Annotated in this window: 17 protein-coding genes; 12 read left to right on the top strand and 5 right to left on the bottom strand. The window is 39.7% G+C overall.

Annotated elements, in window-relative coordinates:
- The first annotated feature begins 989 nt into the window (after window positions 1-989).
- The 6 genes from H5116_RS04190 (at window position 990) to H5116_RS04165 (ending at window position 9,328) form a co-directional block, all read left to right on the top strand.
- A complete protein-coding gene (locus H5116_RS04190) occupies window positions 990-2,165 on the top strand; it encodes an exo-beta-N-acetylmuramidase NamZ domain-containing protein (RefSeq protein ID WP_182715626.1) in 1,176 nt (391 codons plus the stop codon).
- Between the two features lie 9 nt (window positions 2,166-2,174).
- The gene (pbp4b, locus tag H5116_RS04185) at window positions 2,175-3,833 is read left to right on the top strand and encodes a penicillin binding protein PBP4B (RefSeq protein ID WP_182715625.1); all 1,659 of its coding nucleotides are present in this window, start codon (window positions 2,175-2,177) and stop codon (window positions 3,831-3,833) included.
- Window positions 3,834-4,024: 191 nt separating this feature from the next.
- On the top strand, window positions 4,025-5,401 hold the full coding sequence (locus H5116_RS04180) for a Na+/H+ antiporter NhaC family protein (protein WP_182715624.1): 1,377 nt from the start codon (window positions 4,025-4,027) through the stop codon (window positions 5,399-5,401).
- A gap of 103 nt (window positions 5,402-5,504) precedes the next feature.
- The gene (locus tag H5116_RS04175) at window positions 5,505-6,371 is read left to right on the top strand and encodes a hypothetical protein (RefSeq protein ID WP_182715623.1); all 867 of its coding nucleotides are present in this window, start codon (window positions 5,505-5,507) and stop codon (window positions 6,369-6,371) included.
- A gap of 203 nt (window positions 6,372-6,574) precedes the next feature.
- On the top strand, window positions 6,575-7,282 hold the full coding sequence (locus tag H5116_RS04170; RefSeq protein ID WP_024599053.1) for a hypothetical protein: 708 nt from the start codon (window positions 6,575-6,577) through the stop codon (window positions 7,280-7,282).
- A gap of 303 nt (window positions 7,283-7,585) precedes the next feature.
- Window positions 7,586-9,328, top strand: a complete 1,743-nt coding sequence (locus H5116_RS04165; protein ID WP_182715622.1) for a potassium/proton antiporter — start codon at window positions 7,586-7,588, stop codon at window positions 9,326-9,328.
- Window positions 9,329-9,641: 313 nt separating this feature from the next.
- On the opposite strand, the gene thyX is transcribed toward H5116_RS04165, so the two are convergent.
- The 5 genes from thyX to H5116_RS04140 form a co-directional block, all read right to left on the bottom strand.
- Entirely contained in the window at window positions 9,642-10,424 is a 783-nt protein-coding gene (gene thyX / locus H5116_RS04160) for an FAD-dependent thymidylate synthase (protein WP_170072937.1), read from the bottom strand.
- Window positions 10,414-11,322 carry a dCTP deaminase domain-containing protein gene (locus tag H5116_RS04155; protein ID WP_182715621.1) on the bottom strand — a complete coding sequence of 303 codons (909 nt, stop codon included), beginning with the start codon at window positions 11,320-11,322 and terminating at the stop codon, window positions 10,414-10,416. Before H5116_RS04155 ends, thyX begins: the two co-directional genes overlap by 11 nt.
- Before the next feature lie 152 nt (window positions 11,323-11,474).
- Window positions 11,475-12,098 (bottom strand): hypothetical protein, encoded by a 624-nt coding sequence (locus H5116_RS04150; RefSeq protein WP_182715620.1) that lies wholly within the window; start codon window positions 12,096-12,098, stop codon window positions 11,475-11,477.
- Window positions 12,085-12,663 (bottom strand): sigma-70 family RNA polymerase sigma factor, encoded by a 579-nt coding sequence (locus H5116_RS04145; protein ID WP_259398775.1) that lies wholly within the window; start codon window positions 12,661-12,663, stop codon window positions 12,085-12,087. The genes H5116_RS04150 and H5116_RS04145 overlap by 14 nt, the downstream gene beginning before the upstream one ends.
- Window positions 12,664-12,677: 14 nt before the next feature.
- Window positions 12,678-13,313, bottom strand: coding sequence for an energy transducer TonB (locus H5116_RS04140; protein WP_182715619.1), 636 nt, complete (start codon window positions 13,311-13,313; stop codon window positions 12,678-12,680).
- 156 nt (window positions 13,314-13,469) lie between these two features.
- On the opposite strand from H5116_RS04140, the gene H5116_RS04135 reads away from it, so the two are divergent.
- From H5116_RS04135 to alaS, 6 genes are all read left to right on the top strand, one after another.
- Window positions 13,470-13,976 (top strand): DUF3087 domain-containing protein, encoded by a 507-nt coding sequence (locus tag H5116_RS04135; RefSeq protein ID WP_002961927.1) that lies wholly within the window; start codon window positions 13,470-13,472, stop codon window positions 13,974-13,976.
- A 34-nt stretch (window positions 13,977-14,010) separates the two neighbouring features.
- Complete coding sequence (locus H5116_RS04130) at window positions 14,011-14,460, top strand: low molecular weight protein-tyrosine-phosphatase (protein ID WP_182715618.1); 450 nt, start codon at window positions 14,011-14,013, stop codon at window positions 14,458-14,460.
- 326 nt (window positions 14,461-14,786) lie between these two features.
- Window positions 14,787-15,410, top strand: coding sequence for a GTP cyclohydrolase II (gene ribA, locus H5116_RS04125; protein WP_002961931.1), 624 nt, complete (start codon window positions 14,787-14,789; stop codon window positions 15,408-15,410).
- 81 nt (window positions 15,411-15,491) lie between these two features.
- Entirely contained in the window at window positions 15,492-16,280 is a 789-nt protein-coding gene (locus H5116_RS04120) for a BPSS1780 family membrane protein (RefSeq protein WP_024595741.1), read from the top strand.
- Window positions 16,280-16,732, top strand: coding sequence for a regulatory protein RecX (locus H5116_RS04115; RefSeq protein WP_002961933.1), 453 nt, complete (start codon window positions 16,280-16,282; stop codon window positions 16,730-16,732). The genes H5116_RS04120 and H5116_RS04115 overlap by 1 nt, the downstream gene beginning before the upstream one ends.
- A 19-nt stretch (window positions 16,733-16,751) precedes the next feature.
- On the top strand, window positions 16,752-19,352 hold the full coding sequence (gene alaS / locus H5116_RS04110; protein ID WP_008138921.1) for an alanine--tRNA ligase: 2,601 nt from the start codon (window positions 16,752-16,754) through the stop codon (window positions 19,350-19,352).
- Window position 19,353: the final 1 nt, after the last annotated feature.

The raw sequence follows: 19,353 nt of genomic DNA, 5'->3' as shown, positions 1-19,353 counted from the left end.
CGCGTCAGCAAGCTGCACGCCTACAAATAAAACCAACCCAATCTTTAAATCCAAACTCCGCGCTTATTCATCCGTTGTAGCCGCAGAGCTTGCTCGCTTGAGAAGCGACAGCTTCTATTCCCCCCTCAAAAATATAATTTATAAGATTTTATTTGTTGGCAACGCCAGAAATAAGTAATTTATTCACAAAGAGGTTAAGAGGCGCTGCGCTTTTAGAGGTAGTAATAAAGCTAAACTAATAAACCCGGGCTTATGTCTTCTCATTTACTTCTCTTTCGCTACTCTTTGTATAATAGATCTTTAAGTGGTTCATTGACCAAGAAACTAAATAACTAGAAGCGTTTAGCTCTAAGAAGGTTAAATACGGTCTTTAAGCTTAAAATGAGAGGTGGTATTTTCAAGTAAAGCTATCCCTAATCGTTAAATCTAAACTCCGAGCTTATTCATCTGTGGTAGACGCTGAGCTTGCTCGCGTGAGAAGCGACTGCTTCTATTCCCCCTCAAAAATATAATTTATAAGATTTTATTTGTTGGCAACGCCAGAAATAAGTCATTTATTCACAAAGAGGTTAAGAGGCGCTGCGCTTTTAGAGGTAGTAATAAAGCTAAATTAATAAACCCGGGCTTATGTCTTCTCATTTACTTCTCTTTCGCTTCTCTTTGTGTAATAGATCTTTAAGTGGTTCATTGACCAAGAAATTAAATAACTAGAAGCTTTTAGCTCTAAGAAGGTTAAATACGGTCTTTAAGCTTAAAATGAGAGGTGGTATTTTCAAATAAAACTAGCTCTAATTTTTAAATCTAAACTCCGAGCTTATTTATCCATTGTAGACGCTGAGCTTGCTCGCGTGAAAAGCGCCAGCTTCTGATGGCTATATCTAATCACTATATCTAATCACTATATCTAAGCCCACTTAACCCCTTTCTAAAGCTGCTCTTTATTATTACCTATGTTATTTTAAACGCCTTGATTAAAAGGATATTGCAGTATGTTTAAAACCCTATTTATTACGTTGTTTTTTATTTTTAGCGCCATTTTTATTGCAAGCGTGCAAGCCAACGAAGCTAGTAACTCACTTGTGGTAGGTGCGCAGCAATATGCTAAATATTTACCGCAGTTAAAAAATAAACGTATAGGGCTCGTAGTTAATCAAACATCAACGGTAGGGCAAGCTCACTTAGTAGATGCTCTGCTGACTAAAAATATTAACATAACTAAAATTTTTGCACCTGAGCATGGCTTTCGTGGCGATCACGATGCGGGCGCCCATGTAAAAAATGCCGTTGATAGCAAAACCGGTATTCCACTTATTTCTATTTACGGTAAAAATAAAAAACCAAGCCAAGCTGCTTTAGCCGATGTTGATGTGATTATTTTTGATATTCAAGATGTGGGAGTGCGTTTTTATACCTACATAAGCTCTATGCACTACATGATGGAAGCCGCTGCAGAGCAGGGGATAGAATTTTTGGTGCTCGACAGGCCCAACCCAAATATCGCCTACGTTGATGGGCCAATATTAGAGCCAGAATTTAAATCGTTTGTAGGCATGCACCCAATTCCTGTTTTACACGGCATGACCGTTGGCGAACTTGCCAAAATGATCAAGGGCGAGGGCTGGATCAATAAAGCGGCCGATTTAAAATTAACGGTGATCCCTGTTGATCATTACACTCGCAAAAGTACTTATAGCTTGCCTGTAAAACCAAGCCCTAACTTACCTAACGATCAAGCCATTGCGCTTTACCCATCACTTTGCTTTTTTGAGGCAACGCCTATCAGTATTGGTAGAGGCACCGACTTTGCATTTCAAGTAATTGGCTATTCGCCAGTAGCATTAGGTGATTTTAATTTTACACCGCGCGCAATTAAAGGCGCTGCTTTAAACCCTAAATTTAAAAACCAAACCGTACAAGGGCTCGATTTAAGACAAGCAAATATCACAGGTCTAAATTTAACTTACTTAATAAATGCGTACACGGAGCTTAGTAAAAATAACATCTCGTTTTTTGAGCGCGCTGACTTTATGGATAAGCTAGCGGGTACTAATAAATTGCGCTTAGCTATTGAAGCAGGGCAATCAGAGGCGCAAATAAAACAAAGCTGGCAGGCGGGACTTGCGCAATTTAAAGCGCAAAGAGCGCCTTACTTGTTATATAAATAAGGGCTAAGCATGTTTATTGCTTTAAAAAATCAAAGGTATGGTTATATCAAACAAGCATTTATAGTGGCATTGAGCTTTATTATTGTGGGTTGTAGTACCCCACCGGAGCCTATTAGCTCGTTGCTACCACTTACAAAAAGCCAACTTGTAGAGCTGCCTAATGCACAAGTGGTTGTAACGTTTCCTGAGGTAAATCCAAGTAGCCGGTTTTATGTAAATAACCGAGGAACGTTTAAAGCTTACAAAGGGCGCGGGCAATTATTAATACAAAACCATAACGCACAAAGCGCCGATATTTACATTAATAATAAAAAGCTCGACGTTAACCAACTAAGCGCCAACACCTTATACAATTACAGTTTGGCAAAAAATACTCACAACGGTGTTAATACCTTTAAAGTTGAAAATATTCTCCCTGCTGGCGCAAGTTTAACGCTGCGTTTTGCATTTCCTACTTTAAGCGATGAACCAAAAAAGCATATAGATTTTAATGAAGTAGACGCATTAATTGAACGCGATGTAAAAGCAGGTTTTCCTGGTGCTGTATTGGCTGTTGTTAAAAATGGCGAGCTAATAAAATTAACCGCCTATGGCGATGCAAAGCAATACCAGCAAAGTGATTTAATGCTACTACGCCCAGAGCCTATGCAAACTAATACCTTGTTTGATCTTGCCTCCAATACCAAAATATTTGCCACAAACTTTGCACTTATGAAATTAGTAAGCGAAGGGTCATTAAATATTAATAAACCCGTACAAAGCTACCTAAGCGAATATAAAGGTGAAGGGCGAGCAAAGCGCACAGTAAAAGACTTACTCACACACAGCGCCGGATACCCGCCAGTATTTGACTTTCATCGTAAAGATGGCAGCTACGGTGACGCGTTTTATTCGCAAAATAGTAAAACGACCAAACAGCTATTACTTACCAGCGTGCCTTTTAGCAGTAAATCATCTGGGCAGCATGTTTACTCAGATATTGATTACATGATTTTAGGCGTACTAATTGAGCGCATAACTGGGCAGCCCCTTGACGAATACCTAGAGCAGCAAGTGTATGCGCCACTAAAATTAACTAACACGTTATTTAACCCACTAAAAAAAGGCTTTAAGCCGCAGCAATTTGCAGCCACTGAGCTTAGCGGCAACACACGAGACGGGCGTATTAAGTTTGATAATGTTCGCACCAATGTTTTACAAGGACAAGTGCATGACGAGCGCGCTTACTACTCACTTGATGGCGTAGCAGGGCATGCGGGGCTATTTAGTAACGCTCACGACTTAGCCGTGCTTTGCCAGCTATTATTAAATAATGGTGGCTACGGCGACCAACAATTATTTAGTGCAAGCGCTTTAGCGCAATTTTTAACGCCGCAAAGCAGCGATGAAACCTACGGGCTTGGCTTTAGGCTTGCCGGTAATAACCAAGCAAGGCGTTGGCACTTTGGTCCTTATGCAAGCGCGCAGGCTTATGGCCACACCGGTTGGACAGGCACAGTAACCGTAATAGACCCCGCTTACGAATTGGCTATTGTTTTACTTACTAATGCTCGCCATAGCGCAATTAAAGGCTCGCAAAAACGTTACGAATTTACAGGCAAACAATTTGAAACCGCGCAGTACGGATCGGTGGTGTCGCTTATTTATGAAGCGTTACTAAATCAATAAGCTATCGTATAGGTTAAAACGTACTAACTATGCCACCTTAAGTGATTTATTTACAGGTGACTTGAGTAAGCCAATCCATTAAGCTAAGCGGTTTACAAATCTAAGCCAGTTTATGCTGCTAGGCTTAACAAATAAGCGATAAAACGCGTACAAAGCGAGAGTGGCTCGCTAATAATTAAGGTTAACTTTTTATGCATTGGTATTCTATTTTACCGCCGCTAATTGCGATTGCTATCGTGTTTTGGCGAAAAGAAGTGATTATGGCACTACTTGTTGCCGTTGCTTCTTCTGAGTTTTTACTCGCCTTTCAGGGCGAAGGTAATAGCGTGTTTGATACTTTTTTAAATACCATTGAACGTATTATTTCGGTTGCCAGCTCGCCAGGTAATACACGCATACTAATATTTAGTATTTTAATTGGTGCATTGCTTGCCTACATTCGCGAATCTGGCGGCGTTGCAGCAACTGTTAATATGCTAATGAATAAAGGCATTGCAAAAAGTAAGCGCCAAGTGGGCTTTTTAACCATGTTTACCGGCATTGCGGTGTTTATAGAATCTAACTTGAGCGTACTTACCTCAGGGATTTTATCGCGTGGCTTGTTCGACAAATTTAAAATGAGCCGAGCGCGTCTAGCGTACATTATTGACAGCACCAGTGCGCCAGTATGTATTTTAATTCTGCTTAATGGCTGGGGTGCGTTTGTACTTGGTTTATTAGGTAACTACGAGCTAGGTGAGTCGGCTGTATCGGTGTTGTGGGGCAGCGTTGGGTATAACTTTTACGCCATAATTACCCTTGCCATTGTTTTTTATACCATCGCGTTTGATAAAGTGCATGGCCCAATGAAAGAAGCCGAAGAAAAACTAGAGCTTCAAACAACTGACTTAAAAGAAGAAGTAAAAGGCTCTAAAGCGCGTTACATGTTAATCCCGCTTATTACGCTTATTACCAGTATGGTTGGCTTTATGTATTACACCGGAAATGGTGTATTAGCCGAGGGCAGCGGTTCTAAATCAGTATTATATGCAACGGTTTTAGCCATTGTTGTCGCTTACTTTTTAATGATTGGCTCACGTAAATTTACGCATCATCAATTAGTTGATACCGGCTTTAAAGGCATGGGCGAATTAATGCCACTGGTCGCCATTGTACTGCTTTCGCTGACACTTGGCGCAAGCTTAAAAGAGTTGGGTACTGGTGTATTTGTAGCGTCACTTGTTGGCGACTACCTACCTATTTACTTAATCGTACCTGTGCTGTTTTTAACCGGCGCAGTTATGTCGTTTACTACGGGTACATCGTGGGGCACGTTTGCTATATTAATCCCAATTGGTGTGCCACTTATTCAAGCGCTAGGTTTACCACCGTCGCTTGTGGTAGGTGCTATCTTGGGTGGTGGTATATTTGGCGATCATTGCTCGCCTATATCCGACACCAGCGCTGTATCGGCTATTGCATCGGGGTGTGACTTACTCACCCACGTTAAAACGCAGCTACCATATGCCTTATTTGGTGGCGGCCTTACGTTTTTAGCGTACTTAATAACAAGCATTATTGTTTTGTAAGAGCGTACTATAGAAGTAATGCTTTAATAAACGAGCAATAATAATTACCTAAAAGCCTGCAACTATGCAGGCTTTTTTAGAGCATAAAACAAGGATTGTTTAAATGAAAAATAAAGCTTTTGTCTTTTTTAGTTTTTTATTATTTCTGAACGCATGCTCTTACCTAGAAAGTGAAATAGAACAAGCTAATAGACTAGCAAAAACATATCAGCTCGATATTAAGGCTGGCGATACTCGTTTATTTTTTCCTGAACAATTTTTAGGAATTGGAGGCAAGCCGCCTACACTTGAAATGGAAAGCACTTCTTTGGAGGATTCTTCAGAGTCACTTGATGGCATTGAAACCGCGCTGGAGGTTTATCCTGAAGGCTTTGTTTCCAAATTTATTAATGCTATTTATATTTCAGGACCTATGCTCATGGAGGGGGCTGAAGCGGGGGGAACATATTCAAGAAATTCTATAATATTATCAAATATCTCAGATAAGAACGGTACTAACTTCAATTATGAAAATTCGTTACGGGGAGTTCATCACGAACTTAGTTCTTTGATTTATTTACGCTCCCCTTTTGTTAATCTTGCATGGCAAGGTCTGTTGCCTGAAAGTTGGAGTCCTGCTTCCTCAAACTATGAGGCGTTAATGCAAGATAGGAATATAGGGCCTGATTATAAAAATGGCTTTCTATCTACCTACGGTAAAACTAATATTGAGAACGACTTTAATATTTTCGCCGAATTTGCTTTTTCTGAGCCTGAAAAGCTACGAGACCTTGCAGCTAAGTATCCAACTATAGCTAAAAAGCTGAGTTTATTTATTACTGCATATAAGCAGGTTCTTCCTGAGTATCAGCAGGGCTTCGAAGAGTATTTCACTAATACGGGTTTAAGCGATATTGCTATAAAACCTGATAATGTAAAGATTACGATTAACAGTGATTTTAGTAATGTTAAGCCGCAGATAATTCACTAAGTTACCCTAGTGAAGGGCTTATTTTTACAGATAGTGATTGTTTTAATATAAGGTATTTCTCAGTTAAAGAAACTCAAGTTAAATACTCAAAAAGTAATTTTTCTTATACCTAAAATCATTACAGAAATTAACTTCTTAGGATTTCTCTACCTAACTTTAAATGATATGATTTCGACAATTAAATAATAAATAAGGACATTTTTATGGATATTATTATCGGTCAACATGCGCTAAAGAAAAAAACACAGCTAACGCAACTTTCTGAACGTGCAATTGGTAAAGCCTTTAAAGATCAAGCTGCTTTAGCAATACAAATGACGCAATGTAGTGCAGCTGTTTATCGTCGATTACAACGAACTTATAAATCAACTGTAACACCACGCGATGAAAAAAGAGTTAAAGCAGGTGGCTTAAGTACACAATCAGTTACTTTTTCAACAAGTAATAGTAGCCAAAAATCCTTTAATAGCTTACTTCCTGCAATGCGAGGAAGAGGTGCACCTACAAATACTTCAAAAACGTCAAATGATGTTGCAGTTGCTTCTAATCAGCCACAAGCAGTTAACTTGTTGGCTTTGCTACATCCTGTTATAAGCGGCGACATAATGAAGACAGGTAATGCTGTTGAAAAAACAGCGACTATATTAGGGCTAGTAACAACGACTGTTGGTTTTGTAGTTCCAGGCGGTGGAGCTGTTTCATCAATTGTTAGTTGGGTAGGAAGTGGTGCTACGTATTCAGGTTTTTCAATGTCTAGAATTCGCTCTGATGCGCCAGACCGAGCTTATCACCAACTAACAAATTATATTACATGGCTAGCCGCTTGGAATAAAAAAGCGTGTGAGTTAATTGATATAGCAGATCCTAATGGTCAATGGACCTTTAGGGATATCGAGCATGGACTTTCATAAGATTAGACTGTAAGCAGCGTTTTAAAAGAAAGTGTAAATACGTTATACCTGTAACTTACGATTATTGAAAAGCCTGCTTAATTGCAGGTTTTTTGTTTTTAAAAACAAATAAAATTAAGTTGAATGGAGCTAAGCTAAGTAATATTAAGTTCAATAACACTCTCTCTATTATCTAAACCACTTAAATATAGACTTAAGTACCCGTATTTATATTTTTTAGGTTATTGTATAGCATGAGCTTTAAGCTTTTTAATAGCTATAAATTCTTACTTTTCAACTCATATAAGGCTGTAAATCCACACTATGTTTGCAATTGATAATATCATTCTCGTTAGTGCCATTTTAATTTTACTAGGAGTGATCTCGAGCAAGTTATCTGCACGCGTTGGCTTACCGGTGCTGGTGCTATTTTTACTTGTAGGTATGCTCGCAGGTGAAGACGGTATTGCAGGTATTTCATTCGACAACGCAGAGGCCGCACATGCTCTGGGTACCCTCGCGCTTGCCATCATTCTATTTGATGGCGGCTTACAAACGCCTACCAGTTCAATTAAACAAGTGTGGAAACCCGCGTCTGCTTTAGCAACCGTTGGGGTGTTATTTACTGCTGTAATTACAGGCCTTGTGGCCACTTATATTTTAGACCTGCCCATATTACAAGGTGTTTTACTGGGCGCCATTGTTGGTTCTACAGATGCTGCAGCAGTGTTTGCACTTTTACGAAGTGCAGGTATTCACTTAAATAAAAAGCTTAAATCTACCCTTGAAATAGAAAGCGCATCGAACGATCCAATGGCTATTTTTCTAACGGTTGGTTTGCTCGAAATGCTCGTTAATGGCATGCCAGTAGGGTTGGGCTTACTGCAGTTATTTGCTCAACAAATGGGTGTTGGCGCTATTTGTGGTCTTTTAATTGGCAAAGTATCGGTTTGGTTTATTAATCGAATTAAACTAAATGCATCGGGTTTGTATTTAGTGATGGTAACAGCATTTGGACTGCTTTCTTTTGGCCTTTCTGCAACGCTTGGCGGTAGTGGATTTTTAGCTGTATTTATAACGGGTGTTATTTTAGGTAACAGCAAATTTGTATATAAACGCGGTATTTTTCTGTTTCATGACGGCTTAGCATGGCTTGGGCAAATAACCATGTTTGTTGTGTTAGGGCTCCTTATTAACCCATCGTCGTTGGTTGATGTATGGTTAGAAGGGTTGCTTATTGCACTGGCACTTATTTTTGTTGCTCGCCCATTAGCGGTAGCGCCTATTTTAAAACTGTTTGGTTTTAACAATCGCGAAACTTTGTTTGTATCTTGGGTGGGCCTTAGGGGCTCAGTACCCATTATTTTAGCTATATTCCCATTACTATTTGGTCTTTCAGGGGCTGAGCTTATTTTTAATGTTGTTTTTTTCGTAGTGTTAATTTCAGCCACGTTACAGGGCTCAACAATGCCGTGGATGGCTAAAAAACTAAATTTAGTAGAGCCGCCACCTGATTTGGCTGCTGCAACGCTCGAAATCACAGCACTAAACGATATTGATATAGAAATTGTAGAGTACACTTTAAGTGACGTTTCTCGGGTTTCTGGGCGTAGCTTGTCACATGCTGCACTTCCTGAGAGTGTGGTTGTTGCTATGATCACACGAGGCCCGTCAATCATACCGCCACGAGGCTCAACTAAGTTAAAACCAAACGATCATTTATTTGTTGTTTTAAAACCAGATAACAGACCTTTTGTTGATTTAGTTTTTACAGCAACCGATAAAACAAACCATCAAGATAGCCACTTAGCCCACAACGAACTTAAAGTGAAAGGGGTAACGTTGGTAGGCGATATATTTTACTCTTACCACATGCAAATAGACGCCCCAGAAGAGATAAGCTTGGAAGAAGTAATTAATCAAAAGCTTTCAGGTGAAGTCAGTAAAGGCGCTATAGTTGTTATTGGTAATGTGCAAATACGCGTTATAACAATGGTACATACACGCATAGTTACCATTGGCTTAAAGTACTTAAATAATCCAGAAAAGCGACTTTTAAAGCAGTAATCATGAACAATGATTTATTAAGTGAAGACGGCACGTTTATAACTACGTAGGTTGGGTTGAGTGACACGAAACCCAACGGATCACTAATGCAATGAGCACACCCAAAGCTAGTTATGTGTAGTGTTTATTGTAGGCGTACAGCTTACTGGCGTGTCGGGCGTTAGCCTTATTTTTTGCTTACTTTATTTCAAGAATTATTGTTTTGTAAATTACGATAGCTTAAATAGTTAAAAGCCTGCTTAATCGCAGGCTTCTTGTTCGTAATATGTTTAAATTGATAATAACTAAGTGTACTCAGCACTATATGGGAAATTTAATTTTTGAGATTAACAGCAGGCTTTTTAATTAGTTTATGACTACCATCAAGCATTTTTTGTTTATAAAAATCAGGAAATAGCGATGGTGCATCTTTTATAACTAAATCATACACTGCACATGCTACTTTCCTCATTTCCCAATCTCCCTCAATAGAGCCTCTGACATTGAAAAAGTGCCTTAATGCTCTTGCATTAGCAGTTACCACAATTTTCGTTTCAGTGGCATTAGGTAAAGCTGATCTCGCAGCTGTTCTAAGCTCTCTTAAAGATTCTCTTTTTGAAAGAGTACAATCTTTTACGGTGGAAATAATCTTTCGATAGGTGTTCAAACTTCTGTAAATATCTTCAGACCATTCTTTAAATAACGTTTCATTTCTTTCTATAGATGGTGGTACTACAAATAAAGCCTCTGATTCATCATGATATTGCTGTGATAGTTGACTATATGCAAACCCAGCTCTGTGACGAACTAATTGATGTGTAAAACCTCTAGAAACACCTGATAAAATAAATGTCCAGTTCACATGTTCAAGTACACTTTCATGCCCTTGGGCTATTAGGTTTGCGATATAGTCTTGGTTATTCTTAGGTGACTGTCTTTTTTTCCCAAAAGATAAATAGCAAACTCTTCCGGCAACCTCAACGAGTTCTTCTGCATCTGAGCCTCCGGTTCTTAGCCACTCTAAGTTTTCATTCTCAAGGAAATGGATTAAAGCATTATCATCAAAGTTAGGTCGGCTAAGCATAACTACATTAAATTGTGCATATTTAATTTTCATCTTTTCCTTTTTCTTTCATTGTCTTTTTGAAATTACTATCAAATAATGTATATAACTTTTCAATTCTCTGATTGAGGCTCTGGATTTTTTCGTCTTTTATCTTCACTTCTTTATCTAGCTGAGATATAGCTAAAGATTGAGCCTTTGAGTCTTTTGCTAGCTCTTTCACAAGATCAGAACTCTCATTCAAAGCTGCCTTTAATGGTGTTACATGTTGAAAGTAAAAAGCTTCAATTTTACTGTCATCGAAGAACATCTTGCTTGCTACAGGAATAAATGTGAAGAAAATTGCAACAATAGTTATTGAGAGCCCCCCCCAAATCAATGCTTTATTCCTGATAAATGAAGATAACAAAAAAGTAAGTCTAGTATCTAAATCAGCAAAGTCTTTACTCAAAGTTAATACTTGCTTTTTACTGACACCAGTTCCATTGATCATTTTATTTGGTAGTTCACCGTCGAGTGAAAATAATAGTAAAGTCGCAACTTTATCATTTTTTTCCAATGTAACATTAGTCTTTCCCATATTGACTAAATAAACACTTATAAATCCTTCAAAATTAGGGTCTATATGGCCAGGATTAGTCATTACAATTCCAGCTTTAGACATTGAATTAGGAGGGAAAATTATCCCTCCAAGACTATTCGGCATTTTGAATTTCTCAGCAACTTGTATTACTACGGTTTGACCAGGACTGAGTTCAATAATATCTGAACCACAGTTCTCAATGCTTCTTTGTTTAGAAGAGATACCATCAGTAGCTGAGTAAATAGCTTTTATAGTTAAATCTACAGATGAAGACTGAACTTGATTCAATATATCGCTTCTATTAACGTCTTCAGAAGTAAGTAAGTCATTATGGCTAATTAAGTATTCAATTTTTGTTTTTGTTAGCATCAATCTTCTCTAATAATATAAATATCAGTAATATATTTATTGGTTTTATTTTAGAACGATAAAATCACGAGATTTAAATTTTGTTATAATACCATGACAGAAAGGTATTTATTTTAAAATCTTGATGCCCTAATTGTTTAATCTGTATTTACCTAAGCCCCACACTGCCTAACCCCATTACCCGCATGTTTAAGCGCAATAATTTGCCCTTTGCCGTTATGTGCCATAGCGAGCATATCACCGGTATTTATATTACTTTCTACCGCGTGTTTACCTTTTAAGTCACTCAACAGCGAACGCTTAATTTGCACTAGCACCTCGTCATTACAGCTGGCTATGTACCAGTCTTTATCTACCTTTACGAGTGTGCCGTATTCTATGTGGCGTTGTTGGTGGCGGCGTAAATCGTTAGCTAATTGGCTATCGAGTGCGTGTTTTTGCTCTGTAAAGGTGCTTGCGTAGCTACCAGCTTGATTTATTTCATGTGTTTTAATAAATGAATAGTCGTGAATGTCTATAGTGTTAAATACGCTGTTAAGTACGGTTTTAGACTCTGTATTTATTACGTTGTTATTATCAAACACAATAAAGGCGAACACACCCAGTGCGCAGGCAAGGCTGGTTAGCTGCAGCGTAAAGCCGAACTTTTTAGGCTTTGTGTGCGTGGCTTTATTAAGTAGCGCTTTTTGCTGAGTGCTTGTAAGTGTTGTGCGCTCTTTTCGCTCTTTGTAGTGTTGTGTGAGCTTTTGATCAAACGGCTCATCAGGCTTGTTCATTGTTTGCTCCTAATAAACGTTTAAGGTTTTGCTTGGCATAGCGCAGCCTTGTTTTAATAGTCTCAAGGCTGCTTTGCGTTATAAGTTCTATGTCGGCGAGCGAAAAGCCTTCTTGTTGCAAGGTTATGGCTTCGCGCTGTACAAAGCTAAGTTGTTTTAGGGCGGCGTCGAACGCGTCATAACTTATGTTTGAGCTGCCTATAGTTAAGCCACTTTCGCTTTTATCATTTTGTGCTGCTAAATGCGTGTTTTCGTCAAGTTCTACAAAGCGCTGCTGCTTGCGGTATTCGTCAATGAGTGTATTGCGGGCAAGTTTAAATAACCACGCTTTAGGTGTGGTTTGTGCTTGGTAAAGGTGGCGTTTTTCGATTACTTTTAGCCATGTTTGTTGGCTTACGTCGTATGCTAAATGCGTATTAGATTGCGTAACAAGGTAGTGGTATAAGTCGTTACTGTAGAGGGCAATAAGCTGCTCTAAGTAACGATTGTCGCCACTTTTTGCGTAACTTGCCATGCAGTCCTTGCTTGGCGTTTCAAATAACCATGACTTAATACTTAGTAGCATAGGCGTTTAGTCCGTTAAATAGAGTTATCTAATTTAAAATCGAGCTGTACAGTTTGACCTGTTTGTAATTGTGCCACACCTTCAATTACTTTGGGGCGATATTTCCAGCGTTTAATTGCTCTTATTGCTTCGCGGTCAAAGGTACGTTTTGGCTCGGCGTTAATAACTACTGGGTCGATTACTTCACCGGTGGGCGAAATACTAAAGCTTAGTTGCACCCAACCTTCAATACCATCGCGCGCTGCTGTGGTTGGGTATTTAGGGTTTATGCGCACTATGGGTGTTGCATCCCCTGTTGGGCGATTAATGGTGTTGTTAATGTCGCCACCAAAATCGTCAATTGTAACCGGCGTAAAGTCGCTAATTGCCAGCACAGGATCGGCTGATGTATCAAGCGGTGGTGCTTTTTGCGGTACTTTAGGCATCGGCGGTGGTGGCTGTATTTTTTGTATATGCCTTAGCTTTGAATCCTCAGGCGCTTGAAAAATCTCTACTATAATATCGCCCCCTGGTTTAACCGGTGCGCGTTGCTCGCCACTTATTAAATATTGCATAAACGCAAAAGCTGCAAAGGTCATCGCGGCGCCGCCGATAACGGCAGTCGATGTTTTAATAAATACTGGGTTGTTAGGTACTTCAAGTGTGTGCATAAGCCGCTCCAAATTTTATTGACCACTACTATTAGGGTGTTTTCAAAGCTATAACGGGTGGCAAATCAAAAAGGGGTGAAATAATTTTATAAAAAATGTGGGGTTTAGTTACAATAGCCATTCGCATTCTTTTACTTATTAACTTTTTAGGCTGTTATGCAACTCATTGAAATAAATAAAGCGCGTTACCGTAAACATTTAAACCGTGTTATTGCAGGATGCGGTATTGGTTTGGCTGTAGGCAGCTTGGCTATATCGCAAACGCTGATTGCTTTATTTCCTGATGAAAGTGGTAGCCACTTTCATTGGAACTTAATAGGCGTTGCTATTACAAGCGTTGGGCTTGCGTGGTTACTTAATAAATACCGTACACATACGTTTATGACAGAAGTTGTTTATGTGTGGGAGCTTAAAAAAGCACTTAATAAAATAACCCGTAAAATGGCTAAGTTAAAAGCCGCTGGCCGTGAAGGTAATGCCGATGCGTTATTAGCGATTCATTATAGCTACGCGGGCTCTCGGTTATTGTGGCAGCTAGACGATAATCTAATCACCATGGACGATTTAGCCATTAAACAAGCTGAGCTTGAATCTGTTGCAGCGCAACATAACGTAACGCTTAATGTTGAAGATTACGATGAAAGCATTTTAAAACAGTTTTAAAACTTAGGTTTTTAAATTAGTTGGAGGAGCCTTAATGAAAAAAGTACTCATAGTGTGTTTAGGTAATATTTGCCGCTCGCCAACCGCAGAGGCGGTATTAAAAGCCCGCGTTAAAAAGCTAGGCGTTAACGTTAACGTTGATTCGGCAGGCACTATTGGCTATCACGAAGGTAAAACGCCTGATAGTCGCTCAATGGCAGCAGGGGAGAAGCGCGGTTACAGCTTTAAAGGTATTTATTCACGTAAAGTACGTACAAGCGACTTTACTGAGTTTGATTTAATTTTAGCGGCCGATACGCAAAACTTAGCTGATTTAAAAGCCCAGTGCCCTGAGCATCTACAGTACAAATTAGCGCTGTTTTTAGAATATGGCGAGCAAGCCCAAAGCGCTATTCCCGATCCCTATTACGGCGGCGATGATGGCTTTGAAAATGTGCTCGATTTAATAGAAGCGGCTAGCGATAAAATACTCGCTAAAATTTAAGGCATAAGCTTTAACAAGCTTTTGGTAGCTATTAATTTTAAAGTGGAGCTGCACTTGAGTTATAACCATTTTGTCGGGTGTCGCTTCGCTCGCTCTACGTGATGGCGTTGAGTTGGAAGCTTAAATTAACTTTATAAAGCGCGAGGTAAACTCCCGCCTACATTAGACGTTAGAGGCTACAACAATTCTTTCACTTCTCTTGAAAATAACGCCTGTCGTCGCCATATATTTGCCATAAACAGTCTTGTACTACGGTGTATTTATCCTATTTTGTGATACTATCACTTTATTGTCGTGTCGTAGTTATTTAAATATTTGGATTTGTCGTGGCGCAAGTAAGAGCAAGAGTCCAGCTTAAAGTTGGCAGAAATAGTGATATCCCTGCAGAAATAATCTCATTTACTGATTTAAAAGATGGTAAAGAACATATTGCTATGGTGTTTAATAACGCCGATACAGAGCAAGATGTACCGCTAATTCGTATGCATTCAGAATGCCTAACGGGCGATGTATTTTACTCATCGCGTTGTGATTGTGGTGAGCAGCTAAATGAATGTATTGAAATGATGCACGAACAAGGCGGTATTTTATTGTATTTACGCCAAGAAGGCCGTGGCATTGGTTTATACAACAAAATAGACGCTTACGTATTGCAATCGCAAGGTATGAACACCTACGAAGCTAATAATCATTTAGGCTTTGCTGATGATTTACGTGACTTTTCGGATGCGGTATTAATGCTCAATGCGCTTAATTTAAGTCACGTTAAATTAATGACTAATAATCCTAAAAAGCTTAATGCATTAAAAGATGCCGGTATTAATGTTGACTCGGTTGTGGGCACACATGCGCACATTAAAGCGGGTGTTGCGGGTAATAAATCGTACCTAGAAACAAAAATTAAGCATGGCGCGCATATGTTAGATATTAAGAAAATTAAAAAACCTTAATTATTTAATTACGTTTCGTCTATTAATCCCCCCTCACGCCAAGTTATACTTGGCGTGTTTCGTTTTAAATTAAGAGCAAGTATGTCTACACAATTACGAATTTTTAAAGCCGATGCAGGGCTAAAGTGGTTAAAAGCCGGATGGCTTATTTTTAAAACCCAGCCAGCAACCTTTATTTTTATGCATTTATTTATTGGCATTGTAGGGCTGCTGTCTTTATTTTTACCGCTGCTGCAAGTAGTAGCAGCACTCGCTACGCCATTTTTAACCGCAGGGTTTTACCAAGCGGTGCTTAGTAAGCAACAGGGCGGAAAAATTATGCTAGCCGATATTCTCAAGCCATTTACGGCTAAGGGAAATCGTTTAGGGTTATTACGTTTAGCACTTTATCAAATGGGTGCGGGTATTTTAATGGCGTTACTTGCTAATGGCTTATTTGCCGATGCAGTGGCTGTTATGAGCCAACCAGGACTTGATCCAAACGTAGCACTTGAGCAAATGCTTGAGAGTATTTCGGGCGCGAATGTAATTTTATTTTTTATGGCAATGCTAATTTATTTAACGGCATTTGCGTACGCTGTGCCACTTGTTTATTTTAGTAAAGAAACACGCATTTTAACGGCGCTTAAAAAGTCGTTAATGGTGTTTTATCATAATATTTTGCCACTTGGCGTTTTTGGCCTTATTTGCGCATTATTTATGGCGCTTTCGATGTTCTTATCGTTCTTACCACTGTTGATTTTAATGCCGATTTGCTACATTAGCTTTTTTGTATCTTATCAAGCCATTTTTATGCCTGTTGTACCATTAAGTGACGACATTAATGTTAAGCCACTTAGCAGTGAAACAAGCGGACGTTTTGACGCTTAATGGATGATAAATTAAAGCAAAAACTAAAAAACTATGTACTTTGGTTACTAGGGCGCCAAGAATATTCGCGTCGTGAGTTAACGCTCAAATTACAGCAAAAAGAAGCGACAGAAGAGTTTATTGAAACGCTGCTTGATTGGTGCGAAAAGCACAATTTTATTAACGAGCAGCGATACTGTGAAGGCTTTGTAAGAAAACACATATTTAAATGCCACGGGCTTAAGCGAATACAAAGCGAAGCTATGGGCAAAGGGATTGATCGTTCGCTACTTGAAATGGTAGTTGAAGAGCTTGAAATAGATTGGTTTGAGCTTGCGCAGGATGCGTACAATAAAAAATATTCGAATACACCGCCAGATCTCGATTACAAAGATAAAGCTAAGCGCGTGCGCTACTTAATGTATCGGGGTTTTAGCTACGATGAAATTAATTTTGCAATGCAAGCACAGTAAATACAGGTGAGACTTTCAAATGCAGCACATGACTACCGCACAAATTAGGCAACAGTTTTTAGACTTTTTTGCCAGCAAGCAACATCAAATAGTACCTTCTAGCTCGCTTATACCGGGTAACGATGCCACGTTGTTATTTAACAATGCCGGCATGGTGCAATTTAAAGATGTATTTTTAGGCGCAGAAAGCCGCCCTTATACACGTGCGACAAGCTCGCAGCGCTGTGTACGTGCTGGCGGTAAGCATAACGATTTAGAAAACGTAGGCTACACTGCTCGCCACCATACATTTTTTGAAATGTTAGGTAACTTCAGCTTTGGCGATTACTTTAAGCAAGACGCGATTAAGTTTGCGTGGGAGTTTTTAACTGAGGTTGTTAAATTACCTCAAGAAAAACTGCTTGTTACTATTTATCACGATGATGAAGAAGCGTTTGAGTACTGGTCAAAAGATATTGGCTTAAGTGAAGATCGTATTATTCGTATTGCGACCTCTGACAACTTTTGGTCTATGGGCGATACTGGTCCATGTGGTCCGTGTTCTGAAATATTTTATGACCATGGTGAGCATATTTGGGGCGGACCTCCGGGCACTCCAGAGGAAGACGGCGACCGTTTCATCGAAATTTGGAACCTTGTATTTATGCAATACAACCGTCAAAGCGACGGTACAATGTTGCCTCTACCTAAGCAGTCTGTTGATACGGGAATGGGCCTTGAGCGTATTTCTGCAATTTTGCAGGGTGTGCATTCAAACTACGAAATCGATTTATTCCAAGGCTTAATTGCAGCAGCTGCAAGTGTAACTAACGCGCAAGATATGGACGATAAGTCACTACGCGTAGTGGCGGATCATATTCGTTCGTGTGCGTTTTTAATCTCTGACGGTGTTATGCCATCTAACGAAGGTCGTGGTTATGTACTACGTCGTATTATTCGTCGTGCTGTGCGCCACGGTAATAAGTTAGGTGCGCAAGGTTCGTTTTTCTATAAGTTAGTTGCTGCGCTAATTGAGCAAATGGGTCAAGCGTACCCAGAGCTTGCTAAGCAACAAGAAATTATCGAAAAAGTATTACGCATTGAAGAAGAACAGTTTGGTAAAACACTTGAGCGTGGCTTAGCTATTTTAGAAGAAAGCTTAAGTGACCTTAAAGGCGATATTATACCGGGCGACTTAGTATTTAAACTTTACGATACGTATGGCTTTCCAGCTGATTTAACGGCCGATGTTGCGCGTGAGCGCCAGATGACGATTGATCATCAAGGTTTTGAAGAGTGCATGGCTGTACAACGTAAAACAGCGCAACAAGCGGGTAAGTTTGGTGCTGATTACAATGAGCAATTAAAATCAGAAAAGCTTACTGAGTTTAAAGGCTACGACAGCACGCACCATAGCGCGACAGTGGTAGAAATTTTTGCCGGTGGCGAAGCTGTTCAGTTATTAGAAGATGGTCAACAAGGTATTGTAGTATTAGACCGCACACCGTTTTACGCTGAATCAGGCGGCCAAACGGGCGACACGGGTACTATTACAGTTGCTGGTGGCGAATTTAATGTTACTAATACCACTAAACTTGGTAATGCTTTTGCTCACCACGGTACTGTGCAAGGTCGCATTGGTGTTAACGATAAAGTGGATGCGACTATTGATGATGCACGCCGCGATAGCATTAAGAAAAACCACACAGCTACACATATTTTACACGAAGCACTACGCCAATTATTAGGCGACCATGTAGGCCAAAAAGGCTCACTTGTTCAGCCTGATCGTTTACGTTTTGACTTTTCGCACTTTGAAGCGGTTACTAAAGATGAGCTACGTGAAATTGAGCGTGTAGTTAATGACGAAATTCGTCGTAACTTCGCACTTAATACTGAGCTTATGGCTATTGATGATGCTAAAGCGAAAGGTGCTATGGCGTTGTTTGGCGAAAAGTATGATGACGAAGTACGTGTAGTTACTATTGGCGACTACTCTATTGAGCTTTGTGGTGGTACTCACGTTGAGCGCGCAGGCGATATTGGTTTATTCAAAATTGTATCTGAAAGTGGTATTGCCGCAGGTGTTCGCCGAATTGAAGCGGTAACCGGTGCTGATGCAGTTGCTTATGTTAGCGAGCAAGAGCAACAATTACATGATGTAGCTGCTTTAGTTAAAGGCGATAGCGCATCGGTACTTGAAAAAGTAACTGCGTTGCTTGAAAAGTCTAAAGGTCTTGAAAAGCAAATTGCGCAACTTAACGATAAGTTAGCAAGTGCAGCGGGTGCATCTTTACTTGATTCGATTGTTGAAATTAACGGCGTTAAGCTACTTGTAGCAAATGTTGAAGGTACTGAATCTAAAGCGCTTCGCGGTATGGTTGACGACCTTAAAAACAAGATTGGCTCAGGTGTTATTGCTCTTGGTGTTGCCAGTGGCGACAAAGTAAGCCTAATTGCTGGTGTAACTAAAGACTTAACAGGCAAAGTAAAAGCCGGTGAGTTAGTTAACCACATGGCAGGCCAAGTAGGTGGTAAAGGTGGCGGTCGTCCAGATATGGCACAAGCCGGTGGTAGTGAGCCACAAAACCTTGCTGCTGCACTAGATAGCGTTACAGCTTGGTTAACTGAGCGTACTTAAG

The organism is Pseudoalteromonas sp. SG45-2, from assembly GCF_014164115.1.
GTDB classification, from domain to species: Bacteria; Pseudomonadota; Gammaproteobacteria; order Enterobacterales; family Alteromonadaceae; genus Pseudoalteromonas; species Pseudoalteromonas distincta.
Note: the sequence above shows the minus strand (reverse complement) of the source record. Positions and strands in the feature narration are given on the sequence as shown.

Bases quoted from the DNA above. Each gene is read 5' to 3' on its own strand.
- H5116_RS04190 (WP_182715626.1), top strand. From the start codon at position 990: ATGTTTAAAACCCTATTTATTACGTTGTTTTTTATTTTTAGCGCCATT.
- pbp4b (WP_182715625.1), top strand. From the start codon at position 2,175: ATGTTTATTGCTTTAAAAAATCAAAGGTATGGTTATATCAAACAAGCA.
- H5116_RS04180 (WP_182715624.1), top strand. From the start codon at position 4,025: ATGCATTGGTATTCTATTTTACCGCCGCTAATTGCGATTGCTATCGTG.
- H5116_RS04175 (WP_182715623.1), top strand. From the start codon at position 5,505: ATGAAAAATAAAGCTTTTGTCTTTTTTAGTTTTTTATTATTTCTGAAC.
- H5116_RS04170 (WP_024599053.1), top strand. From the start codon at position 6,575: ATGGATATTATTATCGGTCAACATGCGCTAAAGAAAAAAACACAGCTA.
- H5116_RS04165 (WP_182715622.1), top strand. From the start codon at position 7,586: ATGTTTGCAATTGATAATATCATTCTCGTTAGTGCCATTTTAATTTTA.
- thyX (WP_170072937.1), bottom strand. From the start codon at position 10,424: ATGAAAATTAAATATGCACAATTTAATGTAGTTATGCTTAGCCGACCT.
- H5116_RS04155 (WP_182715621.1), bottom strand. From the start codon at position 11,322: ATGCTAACAAAAACAAAAATTGAATACTTAATTAGCCATAATGACTTA.
- H5116_RS04150 (WP_182715620.1), bottom strand. From the start codon at position 12,098: ATGAACAAGCCTGATGAGCCGTTTGATCAAAAGCTCACACAACACTAC.
- H5116_RS04145 (WP_259398775.1), bottom strand. From the start codon at position 12,663: ATGCTACTAAGTATTAAGTCATGGTTATTTGAAACGCCAAGCAAGGAC.
- H5116_RS04140 (WP_182715619.1), bottom strand. From the start codon at position 13,313: ATGCACACACTTGAAGTACCTAACAACCCAGTATTTATTAAAACATCG.
- H5116_RS04135 (WP_002961927.1), top strand. From the start codon at position 13,470: ATGCAACTCATTGAAATAAATAAAGCGCGTTACCGTAAACATTTAAAC.
- H5116_RS04130 (WP_182715618.1), top strand. From the start codon at position 14,011: ATGAAAAAAGTACTCATAGTGTGTTTAGGTAATATTTGCCGCTCGCCA.
- H5116_RS04120 (WP_024595741.1), top strand. From the start codon at position 15,492: ATGTCTACACAATTACGAATTTTTAAAGCCGATGCAGGGCTAAAGTGG.
- H5116_RS04115 (WP_002961933.1), top strand. From the start codon at position 16,280: ATGGATGATAAATTAAAGCAAAAACTAAAAAACTATGTACTTTGGTTA.
- alaS (WP_008138921.1), top strand. From the start codon at position 16,752: ATGCAGCACATGACTACCGCACAAATTAGGCAACAGTTTTTAGACTTT.